Source organism: Ralstonia sp. ASV6 (assembly GCF_016429285.1).
GTDB classification, from domain to species: Bacteria; Pseudomonadota; Gammaproteobacteria; order Burkholderiales; family Burkholderiaceae; genus Ralstonia; species Ralstonia flaminis.
This window is the reverse complement of sequence record NZ_JAELUI010000135.1, coordinates 1-14,814: the sequence shown is the minus strand read 5'-3', so window position 1 is coordinate 14,814 and position 14,814 is coordinate 1. Positions and strand designations below refer to the sequence as shown.

At 65.0% G+C, this 14,814-nt stretch carries 17 protein-coding genes; 4 read left to right on the top strand and 13 right to left on the bottom strand.

Annotated features, from left to right (window positions below):
* Positions 1–1,006, top strand: a 1,006-nt coding sequence (locus JHD73_RS21935) for an FUSC family protein (protein ID WP_199032307.1), incomplete at its 5' end; no start/stop codon positions are given.
* Positions 1,007–1,269: 263 nt separating this feature from the next.
* On the opposite strand, the gene JHD73_RS21930 is transcribed toward JHD73_RS21935, so the two are convergent.
* From JHD73_RS21930 to rpe, 9 genes are all read right to left on the bottom strand, one after another.
* Positions 1,270–2,070, bottom strand: coding sequence for a uracil-DNA glycosylase (locus tag JHD73_RS21930; RefSeq protein ID WP_199032306.1), 801 nt, complete (start codon positions 2,068–2,070; stop codon positions 1,270–1,272).
* Positions 2,067–2,726, bottom strand: coding sequence for a CYTH domain-containing protein (locus JHD73_RS21925; protein ID WP_199032305.1), 660 nt, complete (start codon positions 2,724–2,726; stop codon positions 2,067–2,069). Before JHD73_RS21925 ends, JHD73_RS21930 begins: the two co-directional genes overlap by 4 nt.
* A gap of 12 nt (positions 2,727–2,738) precedes the next feature.
* Positions 2,739–3,542, bottom strand: coding sequence for an indole-3-glycerol phosphate synthase TrpC (gene trpC, locus JHD73_RS21920; RefSeq protein WP_199032304.1), 804 nt, complete (start codon positions 3,540–3,542; stop codon positions 2,739–2,741).
* Positions 3,543–3,554: 12 nt separating this feature from the next.
* Positions 3,555–4,592: an anthranilate phosphoribosyltransferase gene (gene trpD, locus JHD73_RS21915; protein WP_199032303.1), complete on the bottom strand. Its 1,038-nt coding sequence runs from the start codon at positions 4,590–4,592 to the stop codon at positions 3,555–3,557.
* A 13-nt stretch (positions 4,593–4,605) separates the two neighbouring features.
* Positions 4,606–5,037: a lysozyme inhibitor LprI family protein gene (locus tag JHD73_RS21910; protein WP_199032308.1), complete on the bottom strand. Its 432-nt coding sequence runs from the start codon at positions 5,035–5,037 to the stop codon at positions 4,606–4,608.
* The gene (locus JHD73_RS21905; protein WP_199032302.1) at positions 5,034–5,603 is read right to left on the bottom strand and encodes an aminodeoxychorismate/anthranilate synthase component II; all 570 of its coding nucleotides are present in this window, start codon (positions 5,601–5,603) and stop codon (positions 5,034–5,036) included. Before JHD73_RS21905 ends, JHD73_RS21910 begins: the two co-directional genes overlap by 4 nt.
* 18 nt (positions 5,604–5,621) lie before the next feature.
* Complete coding sequence (locus JHD73_RS21900; protein ID WP_199032301.1) at positions 5,622–7,172, bottom strand: anthranilate synthase component I family protein; 1,551 nt, start codon at positions 7,170–7,172, stop codon at positions 5,622–5,624.
* A gap of 395 nt (positions 7,173–7,567) precedes the next feature.
* The gene (locus JHD73_RS21895; RefSeq protein ID WP_199032300.1) at positions 7,568–8,308 is read right to left on the bottom strand and encodes a phosphoglycolate phosphatase; all 741 of its coding nucleotides are present in this window, start codon (positions 8,306–8,308) and stop codon (positions 7,568–7,570) included.
* The gene (rpe, locus tag JHD73_RS21890; RefSeq protein WP_199032299.1) at positions 8,308–9,033 is read right to left on the bottom strand and encodes a ribulose-phosphate 3-epimerase; all 726 of its coding nucleotides are present in this window, start codon (positions 9,031–9,033) and stop codon (positions 8,308–8,310) included. Before rpe ends, JHD73_RS21895 begins: the two co-directional genes overlap by 1 nt.
* A 156-nt stretch (positions 9,034–9,189) precedes the next feature.
* On the opposite strand from rpe, the gene apaG reads away from it, so the two are divergent.
* The gene (gene apaG, locus JHD73_RS21885) at positions 9,190–9,564 is read left to right on the top strand and encodes a Co2+/Mg2+ efflux protein ApaG (protein ID WP_021197406.1); all 375 of its coding nucleotides are present in this window, start codon (positions 9,190–9,192) and stop codon (positions 9,562–9,564) included.
* On the opposite strand, the gene JHD73_RS21880 is transcribed toward apaG, so the two are convergent.
* Positions 9,565–9,804 (bottom strand): hypothetical protein, encoded by a 240-nt coding sequence (locus JHD73_RS21880; RefSeq protein WP_199032298.1) that lies wholly within the window; start codon positions 9,802–9,804, stop codon positions 9,565–9,567. It abuts the gene before it with no gap.
* 72 nt (positions 9,805–9,876) lie between these two features.
* Between JHD73_RS21880 and JHD73_RS21875 the strand changes: the two genes are divergently transcribed.
* The gene (locus JHD73_RS21875; protein ID WP_199032297.1) at positions 9,877–11,019 is read left to right on the top strand and encodes a murein transglycosylase A; all 1,143 of its coding nucleotides are present in this window, start codon (positions 9,877–9,879) and stop codon (positions 11,017–11,019) included.
* A 9-nt stretch (positions 11,020–11,028) separates the two neighbouring features.
* Here JHD73_RS21875 and paaK read toward each other — a convergent pair whose 3' ends face one another.
* The 3 genes from paaK to paaG all read right to left on the bottom strand — a co-directional run bounded on the left by paaK (position 11,029) and on the right by paaG (position 13,678).
* Positions 11,029–12,333, bottom strand: a complete 1,305-nt coding sequence (paaK, locus tag JHD73_RS21870) for a phenylacetate--CoA ligase PaaK (RefSeq protein WP_199032296.1) — start codon at positions 12,331–12,333, stop codon at positions 11,029–11,031.
* 84 nt (positions 12,334–12,417) lie between these two features.
* Positions 12,418–12,822 carry a hydroxyphenylacetyl-CoA thioesterase PaaI gene (gene paaI / locus JHD73_RS21865; RefSeq protein WP_233177106.1) on the bottom strand — a complete coding sequence of 135 codons (405 nt, stop codon included), beginning with the start codon at positions 12,820–12,822 and terminating at the stop codon, positions 12,418–12,420.
* Between the two features lie 67 nt (positions 12,823–12,889).
* Positions 12,890–13,678, bottom strand: coding sequence for a 2-(1,2-epoxy-1,2-dihydrophenyl)acetyl-CoA isomerase PaaG (gene paaG, locus JHD73_RS21860; RefSeq protein WP_199032294.1), 789 nt, complete (start codon positions 13,676–13,678; stop codon positions 12,890–12,892).
* A gap of 86 nt (positions 13,679–13,764) precedes the next feature.
* Between paaG and JHD73_RS21855 the strand changes: the two genes are divergently transcribed.
* Entirely contained in the window at positions 13,765–14,541 is a 777-nt protein-coding gene (locus JHD73_RS21855; RefSeq protein WP_199032293.1) for an enoyl-CoA hydratase, read from the top strand.
* Positions 14,542–14,814 lie beyond the last annotated feature (273 nt).

Sequence of the window (14,814 nt, the reverse complement as noted above, 5' to 3'; positions counted from 1 at the left end):
TGCCGACCACCTGCCGTACTCCTCACATGGCTACTGGGTCTTGCTGACCATCGTCGTGATCCTCAAGCCGACGTTCAGCATGACGCGCCAGCGCAATTTCGACCGGGTGCTCGGCACGCTCATCGGCTGCGTGATCGCGGCGGTGATTCTACGGTTCACCCATTCGACCTGGATTCTGATGGGCGTGCTGTATCTGTCCACCGCCGCCAGCGCCGCGTTTGTCACCATCAAGTACCGCTACACGGCCATTGCCGCGTGCGTGCAGGTGCTCATCCAGATCAACCTGCTGCTGCCCGGCAGCAAGGGCGCCATCGGCGAGCGGCTGGTCGATACGTTGATCGGCGCGGCCATCGCCACCGCCTTCAGCTACGTGCTGCCCGCCTGGGAATACCGCAACCTACCCAAGCTGGTGGATGACGTGCTGCGCACAAATCGGCGCTTCATTGAGGCCGCACGCGACCTGCTGCTCGGCACGCTCAAGGACGATTTCGCCTATCGCGTGCAGCGCAAGCAGTACATGGAATCGCTGACCGGCTTGATCTCCGCCTTTGCTCGCATGCTCGACGAGCCCAAGAGCCGCCACCGCGCTGTGGATAACTTGAACCGCTTCATCGTGCAGAACTACCTGGTGGCCGCGCACGTGGCGGCAGTGCGCATCCTGGTGCGCCAACGCACGCAGGAACTGGACGAGGCCGAGACGCGAGCCCTGGTCGAGCAGACCGCCGAGGCCGCGCTCGAAAGCCTCACGCGTGCGAAGGAGCGCTTCGACCAAGCTGTGCACGAAGGTGGCTGGGGCGTACGCCCGCGCGACACGCAGGAACTCGGCGCCGCCGACTTTGCTGATCAGGCTGCGCGCTCGCGCATGGTCGACGCCGCGACGGAAGCGGATTCGCTGTCCGCCATGCACCTGCTGGAGCGGCGCCTGCAGGCGCTGCGGGCAGATACGGCGAAGATCGCGCTGCGGTGTGGGGCGTTGGGGCGGGCGCTGCGGGTGTCGCGGGATTAGGGCCGGAGCTTGAAGGTCCAGCGTCGGACGTCAAAGGTCGGCCGCCGCACACGAAGCCCTCCGGTGTCGGAGGTCAAAGGTTCAGAGCCGGACCTTTGAGGTCCAACGTAGGACCTCCAAGCAGCAACACCGGAGGTTGGAAGGTCCGGTTTTGCACCTAAAAGGTGCATGCGCGAGGGTTTCAGGTCCGATGTCGGAGGTCAGACGGTCCGGCATCGGACGTTGGACGTGCCAGGCCGCAGGTTTGAGGTCCGTGCGCGAACTCAATCGGCTTGTGGCCGCAACCAATCAATCGCCGGTTGGCTGTGTGCCGCCAGCCATGCATTCGCCGCCTTGAAATGCCCACACCCCAGGAACCCACGATGCGCCGATAGCGGCGACGGGTGCGGCGCCTCCAGTACGAGATGCCCCATTTGCGCGTCATGCAACAACGCCCGCTTGGCCTGCGCGTGGCTGCCCCACAGCATGAACACACGCTTGTGACCAACGCGCGCCAACTGTTCCAGCAGGCAATCGGTGATGCGTTCCCAACCGCGTTTGGCATGGCTGGCGGCTTGGCCTTGCTCGACGGTGAGCACCGTGTTGAGCAACAGCACGCCTTGCTGCGACCAGCCTTCCAGGTTGCCTGAAGCGCTCGGCAGCTTCTGGCCGAATTCCGCTTCGATTTCCTTGTAGATGTTGCGCAGGCTCGGCGGCACGCGCACGCCGGCCGGCACCGAGAACGCCAGTCCATGCGCCTGCGGAATCTCGCGGCCATCGACGGTGCCCGTGCCGTGATACGGGTCCTGGCCGAGGATGACGACGCGCGCATCGTCCACCGATGTCAGGTGCAGGGCGCGAAACACATCGGTCGGGAAGATCGGCTTGCCCGCCGCGCGTTCGCCATCGACGAAGGCACACAGTTCGGGCCAATTGGCCTGCGCGATGCAGGGCGTGAGGAGGGTTTTCCAGTCGTCGGGCAGCGCGTCGAATTGGGCCGCGAGTGGGACGAAGTCACCTGCGGGTGTTTCAGCGGCGGGCTCGTCGAAGAGGGCGCTTTGGGCGGGATCGGCTCGGCGCTTCATGCGTGATCTCCGGTAGCCTTGGCGCGCAACTGATAGCCGCGCTGCGCCTTGCTGATGTCGAGCGGCGCCAGGCCGGGTACAGCGGCACGCAGTGTCCGCGTCCAGGCGTGCAGGTGCTCGGCAATCGCGTCTTCGCTGAGCGTGCTGCTGGCGGCCGGTTTCCATTCGAGTTCCAACTCGTGGATGGACTCGCGTGCATCGGTGCCGGGGATCAGGATGGCGCCGGCGTCCAGCGCAATCTCGATTTCGCCGCCGTCAGCCGCGGCGTGCCACAGGCGGCGCGTGAAGTCGGTGCGGAACAGCGGGGCGAGGCGATCGGCGTGCGGGTGCACGTAGTCGGCGGCTTCGGCGGCGTTGTTGGCGGCGAAGGCGTCAACCGACAGCGCATCGCTCGTCAGCGGCACTTCCCATTCGTGGCGGGCGCTCAAACCAGCCGTACTCACTGCTGCGGTTTTGAGTGTTTGCAGCCACTGATTACCGTGACGGCGCACGCGTAGCGCGGCACGATTGCGTGCCAGTGCCTGATCGGGCGTGTCGTAGTACACGTTCGCCAGCTCCACCGAGCCCACCGCTTGGGCGTGCGCATCCAGCCATCCGACCAGCACGTCGTGCGCACCGGCCGGTACGGCCAACTTCAATTCAATCTCACGGGCCATTGCGTGCGGCGATCAGGCGAACAGGCGGGCCAGTTCGGCGCCAGGGTCATCGGCACGCATGAAGGCTTCGCCGACGAGGAAGGCGTTGACGGCGGCCGCGCGCATCTTGCGCACGTCGTCCGGCGCGAGGATGCCCGATTCGGTCACGACAATGCGGTCATCGGGCATATGCTTGAGCAGGCCGAGCGTGGTGTCGAGCGAGGTCTCGAACGTGCGCAGGTTGCGGTTGTTCACGCCCACCAGCGGCGTTTGCAGGCGCAGCGCGCGGTCCAGTTCGTGGCCGTCGTGCACTTCCACCAGCACGTCCAGGCCGAGTTCGAGCGCGCAGGCTTCCAGTTCGACCATCAGCCCCTGGTCCAGCGCGGCAACGATCAGCAGAATGCAGTCCGCACCCCACGAGCGCGCTTCGTACACCTGGTACAGATCGACCATGAAGTCCTTACGCAGCACGGGCAGCGCGCAGGCGGCGCGGGCTTCGCGCAGGTAATCGGCGTGGCCCTGGAAGAATTGCTCGTCGGTCAGGACGGACAGGCACGCGGCGCCGTGCTCGGCATAGCTGCGGGCGATGTCGGCAGGCTTGAAGTTGGGACGCAGCACACCCTTGGACGGCGATGCCTTCTTCACCTCGGCGATGACGGCGGCGTGACCGGCGGCGATCTTGTCGCGCATCGACTTGGCAAAGCCGCGGGGCCCCAGGGTGCTGTCGGCACGGTTGGCTTCGGCCTCGGCGCGCACGCTGGCGAGGTCGCGGTGCTTGCGTGCAGCGGCCACTTCTTCGGCCTTTACGGCCAGGATTTTTTGCAGGATGTCAGACATGGATGAACAGGCTTAGGCTTTGAACTGGTTGGTGACGCGCACGAGTTCGTCGAGCTTTGCGCGTGCCGCGCCCGAAGCGATGGCCTCGCGTGCCAGCTTCATGCCGTCCTCAATGGAGCCGGCGATGTTGGCCGCATACAGTGCTGCACCCGCATTCAGCGAGACGATCTCGCGCGGGGTGCCGGGCTTGTTTTCCAGCGCGTCGATCAGCATCGCTTTGGATTCTTCCGCGTCGGCCACCTTCAGGCTGCGGTTGGAAACCATCTGCATGCCAAAGTCTTCCGGGTGGATTTCGTACTCGCGCACCTCGCCGTCCTTCAGTTCGCCGACGAGCGTAGCAGCGCCCAGCGACACCTCGTCCATGCCGTCCTTGCCGTAGACCACCACGGCGTGCTTCGCACCCAGGCGCTGCATCACGCGCACCTGAATGCCGACCAGATCCGGGTGGAACACGCCCATCAGGATGTTCGGCGCGCCAGCCGGGTTGGTGAGCGGTCCAAGGATGTTGAAGATCGTGCGCACACCCAGTTCCTTGCGGATCGGGGCGACGTTCTTCATGGCCGGGTGGTGGTTGGGTGCAAACATGAAGCCGATGCCGGCTGTCTCGATGGATTCGGCCACCTGTTCGGGCGTGAGCATGATGTTCACGCCCAGCGCTTCGAGCACATCGGCGCTGCCCGACTTGGAGCTGACACCGCGTCCGCCGTGCTTGGCGATGCGCGCGCCGGCTGCGGCCGCCACGAACATTGATGCGGTGGAGATGTTGAACGTGTTGGCGCCGTCGCCGCCCGTGCCGACGATGTCGACAAAGTGATCGGACACCTCAGCCGGCACCTCGACCTTGGTGGCGAACTCACGCATCACGGTGGCAGCGGCCGCGATTTCGCCGATGGTCTCTTTTTTGACGCGCAGCCCCATGGTGATGGCCGCGGCCATGACGGGCGACATCTCGCCGCGCATGATCAGCCGCATCAGGTGCAGCATTTCGTCGTGGAATATCTCTCGGTGCTCGATACAGCGGGTGAGCGCTTCTTGGGGTGAAATGGTCATGGTGATTCCGTATTCAGTTGAGCGCCGGAGCTGCGGTCGGGGTTGCCGGTGCTGCAGCCTCGCGCAGGGCGCCGATGCGCTCGCGCGAGAGATCGGCCTCGCATGCGGCTTCTGCCAGGTCGGCATCGGGCGCATTGCGGGCCAGGCGGCGGGACAGGTCGCATTCGGCCTGCCGATAGAGTTGGTGTGCGCGCACGGTGCGGTCGAAGGCCATCGCGGCGCCACGGTCCGTACCGTTGTTGGTGGCGATGCGGGCGCGCAGTGCGGTGCGGCGCGTTGATTCAGCCGCAGTCAGTTCCATCTGCGCCGCCTTGCGCGCCGCCTGCACGCAGCGAGCAACATCACCCGCTTCCGGTTGGGCGGCACGGCAGGCTTCCAGGGTGCCAGCCATTGCCGGCAGGCTTGCCAGCATCGCGATCACCACCGCGCACGCGCGGCGCATCAGACGCGTTCCTTCAGGAAGTTGCCGAGCAGCGCGTGGCCGTGTTCCGACAGGATCGACTCCGGGTGGAACTGCACACCTTCGATGGGCAGCGTCTTGTGGCGCACACCCATGATTTCGCCGTCGTCGGTCCAGGCGGTCACTTCCAGGCAGTCGGGCAACGTCTCGCGCTCGATCGCCAGCGAGTGGTAGCGCGTCACCTTGAAGTGGCGCGGCAGGTTGGTGAACACGCCCACGCCAGTGTTCTCGATGGTGCTGACCTTGCCGTGCATCACCTTCTGCGCGCGGATCACGCGGCCGCCGAACGCATCACCAATCGCCTGATGCCCGAGGCACACGCCCAGGATGGGTACGCGCCCCGCAAAGTGCTTGAGCGCCGGGACGAGGATGCCGGCTTCCGTCGGCGTGCAGGGCCCAGGCGACAGGCAGATGCGCTCGGGATTGAGCTTCTCGATCTCCTCGATCGTGATCTCATCGTTGCGAACGGTGTGCACGTCTTGGCCGAGCTCGCCGAAGTACTGGACGATGTTGTAGGTGAAGGAGTCGTAGTTGTCGATCATCAGCAGCATGTTGGTCTCCTTGGCCTCTCAATAGAAATCGGCGTCAAGGCCGTCTTGCACCTGCTCGGCGGCACGCAGCACGGCGCGCGCCTTGTGTTCGGTTTCTCTCCATTCGGCATCCGGGTCGGAATCGGCGACGACACCGGCTGCCGCCTGCACGTAGAGGTTGCCGTCCTTGATGATGCCGGTGCGGATGGCGATCGCCAGATCCATCTCGCCCGAGAACGAGAGATAGCCCACTGCGCCGCCGTAGATGCCGCGCTTGACGGGCTCCAACTCGTCGATGATCTCCATTGCGCGCACTTTGGGTGCCCCCGAGAGCGTGCCGGCAGGGAAGGTCGCCCGCAGCACGTCCATATTGGTCATGCCGGGCTTCAGCCGCCCCTCGACCGAGCTGACGATGTGCTGCACGTGGGAATACTTCTCGATGACCATCTGGTCCGTCACCTTGACCGAGCCAACCTCGGCGATGCGGCCGATGTCATTGCGCGCCAGGTCGATCAGCATGACGTGCTCGGCGATCTCCTTCGGGTCGTTGAGCAGTTCGGTGGCGAGTTCAGCATCGCGCTCGGGCGTGTTGCCGCGCGGGCGGGTGCCGGCCAGCGGGCGGATTGTCACGATGCGGGCGGATTCGTCGGCGTTATTGCCATTGCCGTTGTTGGCTTCGGCGCTGGTCGATGGAATGCGGCGCTCTTCCTGGCGCACCAGGATTTCGGGCGAGGCTCCAACGATCTGCATATCACCGAAGTTATAGAAATACATATACGGCGACGGGTTCAGCGAGCGCAGTGCGCGATACAGCGAGAGCGGCGCATCGCGGAACGGCTTGACGATGCGCTGGCCGACCTGCACCTGCATCATGTCGCCGGCGGCGATGTACTCCTTGGCCTTGAGCACGGCGCTGATGTAGTCGGCCTTATCGAACTCGCGGATGGAGTCGGTGCGCACCGACGCAGATGTGACCGGCACATCCACCGGCTGGTGCAGCTTGGTACGCAGCGCGCGCAGGCGCTGCTTGGCGCGCGAATACGCCTCGGGCTTGGCCGGATCGGCGTAGACGATCAGGTAGAGCTTGCCCGACAGGTTGTCGATCACGGCCAGCTCTTCGCACAGCATGAGCTGGATGTCGGGCAGTTGCAGGTCGTCCGGCGGGGCGCTGTCAGCCAGGCGCGGTTCGATGAAGCGCACGGCGTCGTAGCCGAAGTAGCCAGCCAGGCCACCGCAGAAGCGCGGCAGCCCCGGGCGCAGCGCCACTTTCTGACGGCGCTCGAACGCGGCGATGAAGTCCAGCGGGTTGCCCTCGTGCGTCTCGACGACCTTGCCGTCGGTCACCACTTCGGTGCGGTTGCCGGTCACGCGCAGCAGCGTGTGCGCGTGCAGGCCGATGAACGAGTAGCGCCCGAAGCGCTCGCCGCCCACCACCGATTCCAGCAGGAAGGTGTGCGTGCCGCGGTCGTGCGATTGCGCCAGCTTCAGGTACAGCGACAGCGGCGTCTCCAGGTCGGCCAGCGCCTCGGCAATCAGCGGAATGCGGTTGTAGCCCTGGTCGGCCAGCGATTTGAATTCGAGTTCGGTCATGAGCGGTCAGGTCGATTCGCCAGGCAGGCGGGGTGCGCTCGCCGGCATGCGTTGGCTCCACGGCAAACGCAAGAGCGTCAATGATGCCGTCGGAACGTTAGCAGAACATCAGGGATGGGAACGCGCGAATGTCGTAAATGCGACCGTGCGGTCCCGCAAGAGTCGTCCGAAAGCGGATGCCAACGGAAGACCGGCGGGCGGTCAGCGTTTGAGGCGGGAGATGCAGCGGTGGTTTGGGCGGCGCGCTCGTGACGCGCCGAGTGCCGAAACCGAGGGAAAACGATCAGCAGCCGTGCAAACGCTTACGCCCGGACGAGGGCGTGCCAGGGCCGCCAGGGCCAGGCCCCCCGGTCACCACCAGCGTCGACGCGTTTGCGATTCAGGAACATGGATCGTCAGTTGGAAGCGGCAGAGAATGCGTTGTGTGGCTCAGCGTAGGGCTGAATCAGCTGCGCTGCCGCAAAAAGTGTGTCGACTATAGCATCGGCTCCGGCGTGCTGTATAGGCTGGCCGTGGTTGTAGCCATACGGCACGGCCAGCACGCGCATGCCGGCGGCGCGGGCCGCGCGGGCGTCGTTTTCCGAGTCGCCAATGGCCACGACTTCAGCCGGAATCACGCCAAACGCCTCCGCCACACGCAGCATGGGGTACGGATCGGGCTTGCGATAGGGGAAGGCGTCGCCCGGGTAGACGAGGTCGAAATACGCGTCCAGCCCCAACTGCGCCAGCAGCGGCTGCGTGAAATCGTGTGGCTTGTTCGTCACGCACGCCAGGGCGAGGCCCATGTCGCGCAGCGCGGCCAGCCCTTCGCGTACGCCGTCATAGACGTTCACATACCGGCCGTTGATGGCGATATAGGCGCGTTGGTAGGCGTCCAGCGCTTCGGCGAAGCGGCTGTTGGCCTGCGCCGGCGGCAGACGCGCATCGAGCACGCGCCGCACGAGATTCTCCGAACCCTTGCCGACGTAACTGACGACTTCGTCAATCGGCATGTCCGGCGTGGCGCCGAGCGCTTCCAGCATCGCGTTGATGGCGGCGTGGAAGTCGCCCGCCGTGTCGACCATCGTCCCGTCCAGATCGATGATGACGGCGCGGATGGGGCCCGCAGGTAGCACGTCTGGCAAGGTGCCCGTCATCACGACAGGCTGGCCAGGGCCTGGCGCAGCGCGCCCACCGTGCCGCGATAGCCGCCGTCCGCATCCGGCTTGCCGAACACGGCCGAACCGGCGACGAACGTATCGGCGCCTGCCTTGGCAATCTCGGCGATGTTGTCTGCTTTCACGCCACCGTCGATTTCCAGCAGGATCTTGCGGCCGGTGTCTTCCTGGTACGCATCCAGCTTCTGGCGCACGATGCGCAGCTTGTTCAGCGCCTCGGGAATGAACGATTGGCCGCCAAAGCCGGGGTTGACCGACATGATCAGCACCATGTCCAGGCGATCCATCACGTGGTCCAGGTAGTGCAGCGGCGTGGCCGGGTTGAACACCAGTCCGGCCTTGCAGCCGTTGTCACGGATCAGTGCCAGCGAGCGGTCGATGTGCTCCGATGCTTCCGGGTGGAAGGTGATCAGATCGGCGCCGGCCTTGGCAAAGTCGGGGATGATGCGATCGACCGGGCTCACCATCAGGTGCACGTCGATCGGCACCGGCTTGCCGTCTTTCTGCGCGTGCGGACGAATGGCTTCGCACACCAGCGGGCCGACGGTCAGATTCGGCACGTAGTGGTTGTCCATCACATCGAAATGGATCCAGTCGGCGCCCGATTCGAGCACGCGGCGCACTTCTTCGCCCAGGCGGGCAAAGTCGGCGGACAGGATGGACGGGGCGATGCGGAAACCGGACGGATCGATGGCTGCGGGCATGATGAGAGACGGATAAGGCGCGCGAACGTGCACGCGAATGCGCAAGGAAGGGCGCTATTTTAGCCGGATCAGCCTATCGATAGACGGCACTGGCTCGTGCCTTGCCGCTGCCACGGCCATGCCGCACAATGGGCGCCATTCTTATAGTGGATTGTCATGCCGAGCTACGAACTCACCGTCCAGGTCCGGGCGCGCTATCTGTCGGAGCAATCCGAGCCGGAACAAGGTAACTATGCGTTTGCCTACACCATCACCATCCGCAATACCGGCGATGTGCCGAGCCAGCTGATCTCGCGCCATTGGGTGATTACAGATGCCGACGATCAGGTACAGGAAGTCAGTGGCCTGGGCGTGGTCGGCCATCAGCCGCTGCTACCACCGGGTGAGTCGTTCGAGTACACGAGTTGGGCGACCATCAAGACGCCCGTGGGTACGATGCGCGGCGAATACTTCTGCGTGGCCGAAGACGGTCACCGCTTCGAGGCGCCGATCCCCGAGTTTGCACTGGTGATGCCGCGCATGCTGCACTGATCAGGATGCGTCGGGTTTGGCCGGCCGCGAATCTTTTTGCGCGGCTTCGGTCGATTCCGATGGCGCGCTTGGGACGGGTCCGCCCTGGCGCGATGGATGCTCGGGTGGGGCACGCAGCGGGCGCGGATGCTTCTTGGCACCGGACATGGTCCAGATCACGATGAAGATCAGCAGGAGCAGCGCCACGCCGGCCTCCAGGCCGAACAGCATCATCGGATGGTTTTCAAAGAATTCGCTCATGGTCGAGGCAAAAAGCGCGGGTGCCGGCATTGTAGCCAAGCCCCCCACCTCGCCGGATAGGATGAAACAGGCATGACAGCAGCAACCTTGGATGCATTGACGCCGGTCCGTACGGCTCCCCGACGCGGATGGGCCGGGCTGGCCGCCGCGCTGGTCGCCGTTTTGCTCGCGGCGTGTACCAGCGGTCCGCCGCCGCGCGTCGAAACGCCGCAGCCGCCTACCGGCACGCTCGGCGGTCATCTGGACCAGGCCAACTGGGCTGACGTGACGGGCTGGACGACGGACGATCTCGCCTCCGCGTGGCCCGCACTGCAATCGAACTGTCAGGCCATGAAGCGCCGCGCCGAGTGGGCACGCGTGTGTGCCGCCGGCCTGATGGTCGACGCGGGCGACCCGATCGCCATGCGCGTCTTCTTTGAGGAGAACTTCACGCCATATCGCGTGGTGAAGGATGACGGCACCGACAGTGGCTTGGTCACCGGTTACTACGAACCGCTGCTGCGCGGCTCACGCACCCGCCACGGCATCTATCAGACCCCGCTGTACCGCATGCCCGCCGCGTGGCGCGGCAAGACGCTGCCGGCGCGTGCGCAGTTGATCCGCAGCCCCGCGCTGCAGGGCCAGGAAGTCGTATGGGTGGATGACCCGGTGGAGGCGGCCTTCCTGCAGATTCAGGGCTCGGGCCAGGTCCAGCTGGAAGAGGGCGGCATCATGCGCCTGGGCGTGGGCGGCACCAACAACCAGCCGTTCCGCTCGTTCGCGCGCTGGCTGCTCGATCAGGGCGAAATCACGCCCGTGCAGGCGACCATGCAGGGCATCAAGGCGTGGGCGCGCGCCAACCCGGGCCGTGTCGAAGAAATGCTCAACATCAACCCGCGCTACGTCTTCTTTGCGGAAACCCCCGGCAACACTGCCGGCCCCATCGGCAAGCTGGGCGTGCCACTGACGGATGAGCGCTCGATTGCGGTGGACCCGACGTTCATCCCGCTGGGGTCGCCGGTGTTCCTGTCGACCACCAAGCCGCTGTCGACAGAGCCAATCCAAAAGCTGGTGTTTGCGCAGGACGTGGGCTCTGCCATTCGCGGCGCCGTGCGAGCCGACTACTACTTTGGGCACGGCGACGCCGCGGGCGATCTGGCCGGGCGCATGAAGCAGGCCGGCCGGCTGTGGGTGCTGGTGCCGAAGGGCGGCAGTGTTGGTGTTGCTACCCGCTAACGCCTCAAGCTAACCGCGCCGCAAATCCACCACGCGGCGCGCTTTCCCGACCGAACGCTCTATCCCGCCGGTCGTCAGAATCTCGATCGTGGCCGTCACGCCAATCAGCGACTTGATGTCGTGCGCCAATTGCCCGCTGGCCGATTGGGCCACGTCCGCCGAGGCGCCCAGCGCCGCTTCTACTTTCACTGTCAGCGTATCCAGCGGGCCTTCCTTAGTCAGCACGCATTGGTAATGCGGTGACAGCGCCGCGTGTTTGAGGATCAATTCCTCGATCTGTGAAGGAAACACGTTCACGCCGCGCACGATCATCATGTCGTCGCAGCGGCCGGTGATCTTCTCCATGCGGCGGAAGCCCGGGCGCGCCGTGCCGGGCAGCAGGCGCGTCAGGTCGCGCGTGCGGTAGCGCACCACCGGCATCGCTTCCTTGGTCAGCGAGGTGAACACCAGTTCGCCAAATTCGCCGTCGGGCAAAACTTCGCCGGTGTTCGGGTCGATGATTTCGGGGTAGAAGTGATCTTCCCAGATCGTTGGGCCGTCTTTGGTTTCGGCGCATTCGCTGGCGACACCTGGGCCCATCACTTCCGACAGGCCATAGATATCCACAGCCGAAAGCCCCATGCGTGCTTCGATGGCGGCACGCATTTCCGGTGTCCACGGCTCTGCGCCGAAGATGCCGATCTGCAGGCTCGATGCGGCTGGGTCCATGCCTTGCCGTTCGAACTCATCGGCAATCGCCAGCATGTAGCTGGGCGTCACCATGATGATCTGCGGCTGGAAATCGCAGATGAGCTGCACCTGCCGCTCGGTCTGCCCGCCACCGAAGGGGATGGCGGTGAGCCCCGCGCGTTCCACGCCGTAGTGCGCGCCCAGGCCGCCTGTGAAGAGGCCGTAACCGTAGCTCACGTGGACCTTGTCGCCGCGCCGCGCGCCCGCCGCGCGAATGGAGCGCGCCACCAGCCCGGCCCAGGTGTCGATGTCCGCCAGCGTATAGCCGACCACGGTGGGTTTGCCCGTCGTGCCTGACGAGGCGTGGATGCGCGCTACGCGATCCTGCGGCACGGCAAACATCCCGAACGGGTAGTTGTCGCGCAAATCGGCCTTGGTCGTGAATGGAAACTTCGCCAGATCCGCCAGCGACTGCAGCTCCGACGGATGCACGCCCGCCGCCTCAAACTTGGCCCGATACGCCGGCACGTTCTCATACGCGTGGGCCAGGCTGTGCTTCAGCCGGTCGAGCTGCAGCGCCTGGATGGCGTCACGGCTGGCGGTTTCGATCGGGTCGAGCGGCAGGTCGGTCGAGCGGGGGCGCATAGCGGTCTCCTTGGGGCGTCGTCATGCGGCGCCCTCTAGTGGTGGCGTTGCCTTCGGGGCTCTATATAGAGGGTGAATCGCGGCTTACTGTTCGGTGCTATCAGGGACGGGAATGACGTGGCCGCGAATCTGCGCAGACTTGCCGCGGAATAGGGCAACCACCTCACCGGCTTGGTTGGACACGCGCACGTCATACACGCCGTGCCGGCCGGACAGGACCTGCTCGGTCGCCTCGGCTGTCAGCACATCGCCACCGTGCGCCGGGCGCAGGAATTCGACGCTGCAGCCTGCCGCGACCGTGTTGTGATTGTGGCTGTTGCAGGCAAACGCAAAGGCCGAATCGGCCAGCGTGAAAATCAGCCCGCCGTGACACGTGCGATGCCCGTTGAGGAATTCGGGCCGCACGGTCATGGACAGGCGCGCGTAGCCGGGGCCGACTGCCTCAATGCGCATGCCGAGCCAGCGGGTGCAGGCATCGGCGTCATACATGCTCTTGCTGGCGGCTTCAGCCAGCGCCTGTGCATCCTGAAGGGCGGTCTCGGTCACGCGGGTTCCTTTATTCGCCGGTGAAGTGGGCGGGGCGCTTGTGAAGGAAGGCGTTCACGCCTTCGGCGTAGTCGTGCGAGTTGCCAAGCTCCCGCTGCAGGTCGCGCTCCAGATCAAGCTGGGCGTCGAGCGATTGCGTGGGCGCCGCATGCATGGCGCGCTTGATGGCGGCCAGCGCTCGGGTCGGCTGCTTGGACAAGTGATCGGCCATGGCCTGCACCTCGGTCATCAGGATCTTGGCGTCGTGATAGACGCCCCAGATCAGCCCCCAGGACAACGCAGTCTTGGCGTCGAGCTTCTCGCCCAGCATTGCCAGCCCCATTGCCCGCGCCACACCGATGCGCTGCGGCAGGAACCACGTGCCGCCCGAATCCGGCAGCAGGCCGATCTTCACAAACGCCTGCAGGAAGCAGGCGCTCTCAGCGGCCATCACGATGTCGCACGCCAGTGCCAGGTTGGCGCCTGCACCGGCTGCTACGCCGTTTACTGCGGCAATGACGGGTAGGGGGAGGGCACGCAGGCGGCGCACCAACGGGTTGAACTGCTCGTCGATCAGCTGGCCGAGGTCGGTCATCTGCCCGGGCGTGAAATTGAGTTCCGAAAGATCCTGCCCCGCGCAGAAGCCGCGTCCTGCACCCGTCAGGATTAGCGCCCGCGCCTGCTGGCGTTCCACCTTGTCCAGCGCATCGCGCAGTTCCCGGTGCATGCCGGCCGTGAAGCTGTTGAGCTGGTCCGGCCGGTTCAGCGTGATGGTGGCCACGCGGTCGTGCCAGTCGAGCAGAATGCTGGGACTCGTCATGATCTTGTCTCCTCCTCGGTCACAGGTTGATTGATTAACCGACCGGTTGGTCGGCTAATATTACATGCATTCCAACTGGAGCTTCCATGTCCTACGAAAACATTCTGGTCGAAACACGCGGTCGTGTTGGTCTTGTTACGCTCAATCGCCCCAAGGCGCTGAACGCGCTCAATGACGCGCTCATGGACGAGCTGGGTGCAGCGCTGTTGGCCTTCGATGCGGATGCCAACATTGGTGCCATCGTCATCACCGGCAGCGAGAAGGCATTTGCCGCCGGGGCCGACATCGGCGCCATGGCCGAATACGACTTCGCTACGGTCTATAAGAATGAATACATCACGCGCAACTGGGAGACCATCCGCCGCATCCGCAAGCCGGTGATTGCCGCGGTGGCCGGCTACGCCCTGGGCGGCGGCTGCGAGTTGGCCATGATGTGCGACATCATCCTGGCGGCCGATACCGCAAAATTCGGCCAGCCCGAGATCAAGCTCGGCACCATGCCTGGCGCTGGCGGCACGCAGCGCCTGCCGCGCGCGGTCTCCAAGGCGAAAGCCATGGACCTCTGCTTGACTGCCCGCATGATGGGCGCCGAAGAAGCCGAGCGCGCTGGCCTGGTTTCGCGCGTCATCCCCGCTGAAAAGCTGCTCGACGAGGCTATCCAGGCCGCCGAAACCATTGCAGGCTTCTCCCTGCCCACGGTCATGATGGTCAAGGAGTCGATCAACGCGGCCTACGAGACTTCGCTCAGCGAGGGCGTGCACTTGGAGCGGCGCCTGTTCCACGCCACATTCGCCACAGAAGACCAGAAAGAAGGCATGCGCGCGTTCGTAGAGAAGCGCTCCCCGGCGTTCAAGCATCAATAAACGCGGTGTATCGGTGTGATCTGGGGAATACCCGAGTATTGATCTCGGGTATCTTGGGCGTCATTTATGGGGTGGGCTTAAACCCGCAATCCCATGCCCAGACTGGCCTGGTGCGGATTCTTCACGTACTGGTCATCAGTTGGTCACGAGAAAGGTGTTGCCAAGTGCGTGGAACCCACCTATAGTTCGCCCCTCGCTGCACGACGCAGCGCCGAAACGCAGGTTGAGGCGGTGGTGTCGAGGCGGTGGAGAGGTAGATGTGGTGCGGGTTTC

Excerpts from the sequence above, each read along its gene's own strand:
- paaG (WP_199032294.1), bottom strand. The coding sequence starts at position 13,678 with ATGACGAGTCCCAGCATTCTGCTCGACTGGCACGACCGCGTGGCCACC.
- paaI (WP_233177106.1), bottom strand. The coding sequence starts at position 12,822 with ATGTATGACGCCGATGCCTGCACCCGCTGGCTCGGCATGCGCATTGAG.
- JHD73_RS21930 (WP_199032306.1), bottom strand. The coding sequence starts at position 2,070 with ATGAAGCGCCGAGCCGATCCCGCCCAAAGCGCCCTCTTCGACGAGCCC.
- JHD73_RS21900 (WP_199032301.1), bottom strand. The coding sequence starts at position 7,172 with ATGACCGAACTCGAATTCAAATCGCTGGCCGACCAGGGCTACAACCGC.
- trpC (WP_199032304.1), bottom strand. The coding sequence starts at position 3,542 with ATGTCTGACATCCTGCAAAAAATCCTGGCCGTAAAGGCCGAAGAAGTG.
- JHD73_RS21880 (WP_199032298.1), bottom strand. The coding sequence starts at position 9,804 with ATGAGCGAATTCTTTGAAAACCATCCGATGATGCTGTTCGGCCTGGAG.
- JHD73_RS21875 (WP_199032297.1), top strand. The coding sequence starts at position 9,877 with ATGACAGCAGCAACCTTGGATGCATTGACGCCGGTCCGTACGGCTCCC.
- JHD73_RS21895 (WP_199032300.1), bottom strand. The coding sequence starts at position 8,308 with ATGACGGGCACCTTGCCAGACGTGCTACCTGCGGGCCCCATCCGCGCC.
- rpe (WP_199032299.1), bottom strand. The coding sequence starts at position 9,033 with ATGCCCGCAGCCATCGATCCGTCCGGTTTCCGCATCGCCCCGTCCATC.
- JHD73_RS21905 (WP_199032302.1), bottom strand. The coding sequence starts at position 5,603 with ATGCTGCTGATGATCGACAACTACGACTCCTTCACCTACAACATCGTC.
- JHD73_RS21925 (WP_199032305.1), bottom strand. The coding sequence starts at position 2,726 with ATGGCCCGTGAGATTGAATTGAAGTTGGCCGTACCGGCCGGTGCGCAC.
- JHD73_RS21855 (WP_199032293.1), top strand. The coding sequence starts at position 13,765 with ATGTCCTACGAAAACATTCTGGTCGAAACACGCGGTCGTGTTGGTCTT.
- trpD (WP_199032303.1), bottom strand. The coding sequence starts at position 4,592 with ATGACCATTTCACCCCAAGAAGCGCTCACCCGCTGTATCGAGCACCGA.
- paaK (WP_199032296.1), bottom strand. The coding sequence starts at position 12,333 with ATGCGCCCCCGCTCGACCGACCTGCCGCTCGACCCGATCGAAACCGCC.
- apaG (WP_021197406.1), top strand. The coding sequence starts at position 9,190 with ATGCCGAGCTACGAACTCACCGTCCAGGTCCGGGCGCGCTATCTGTCG.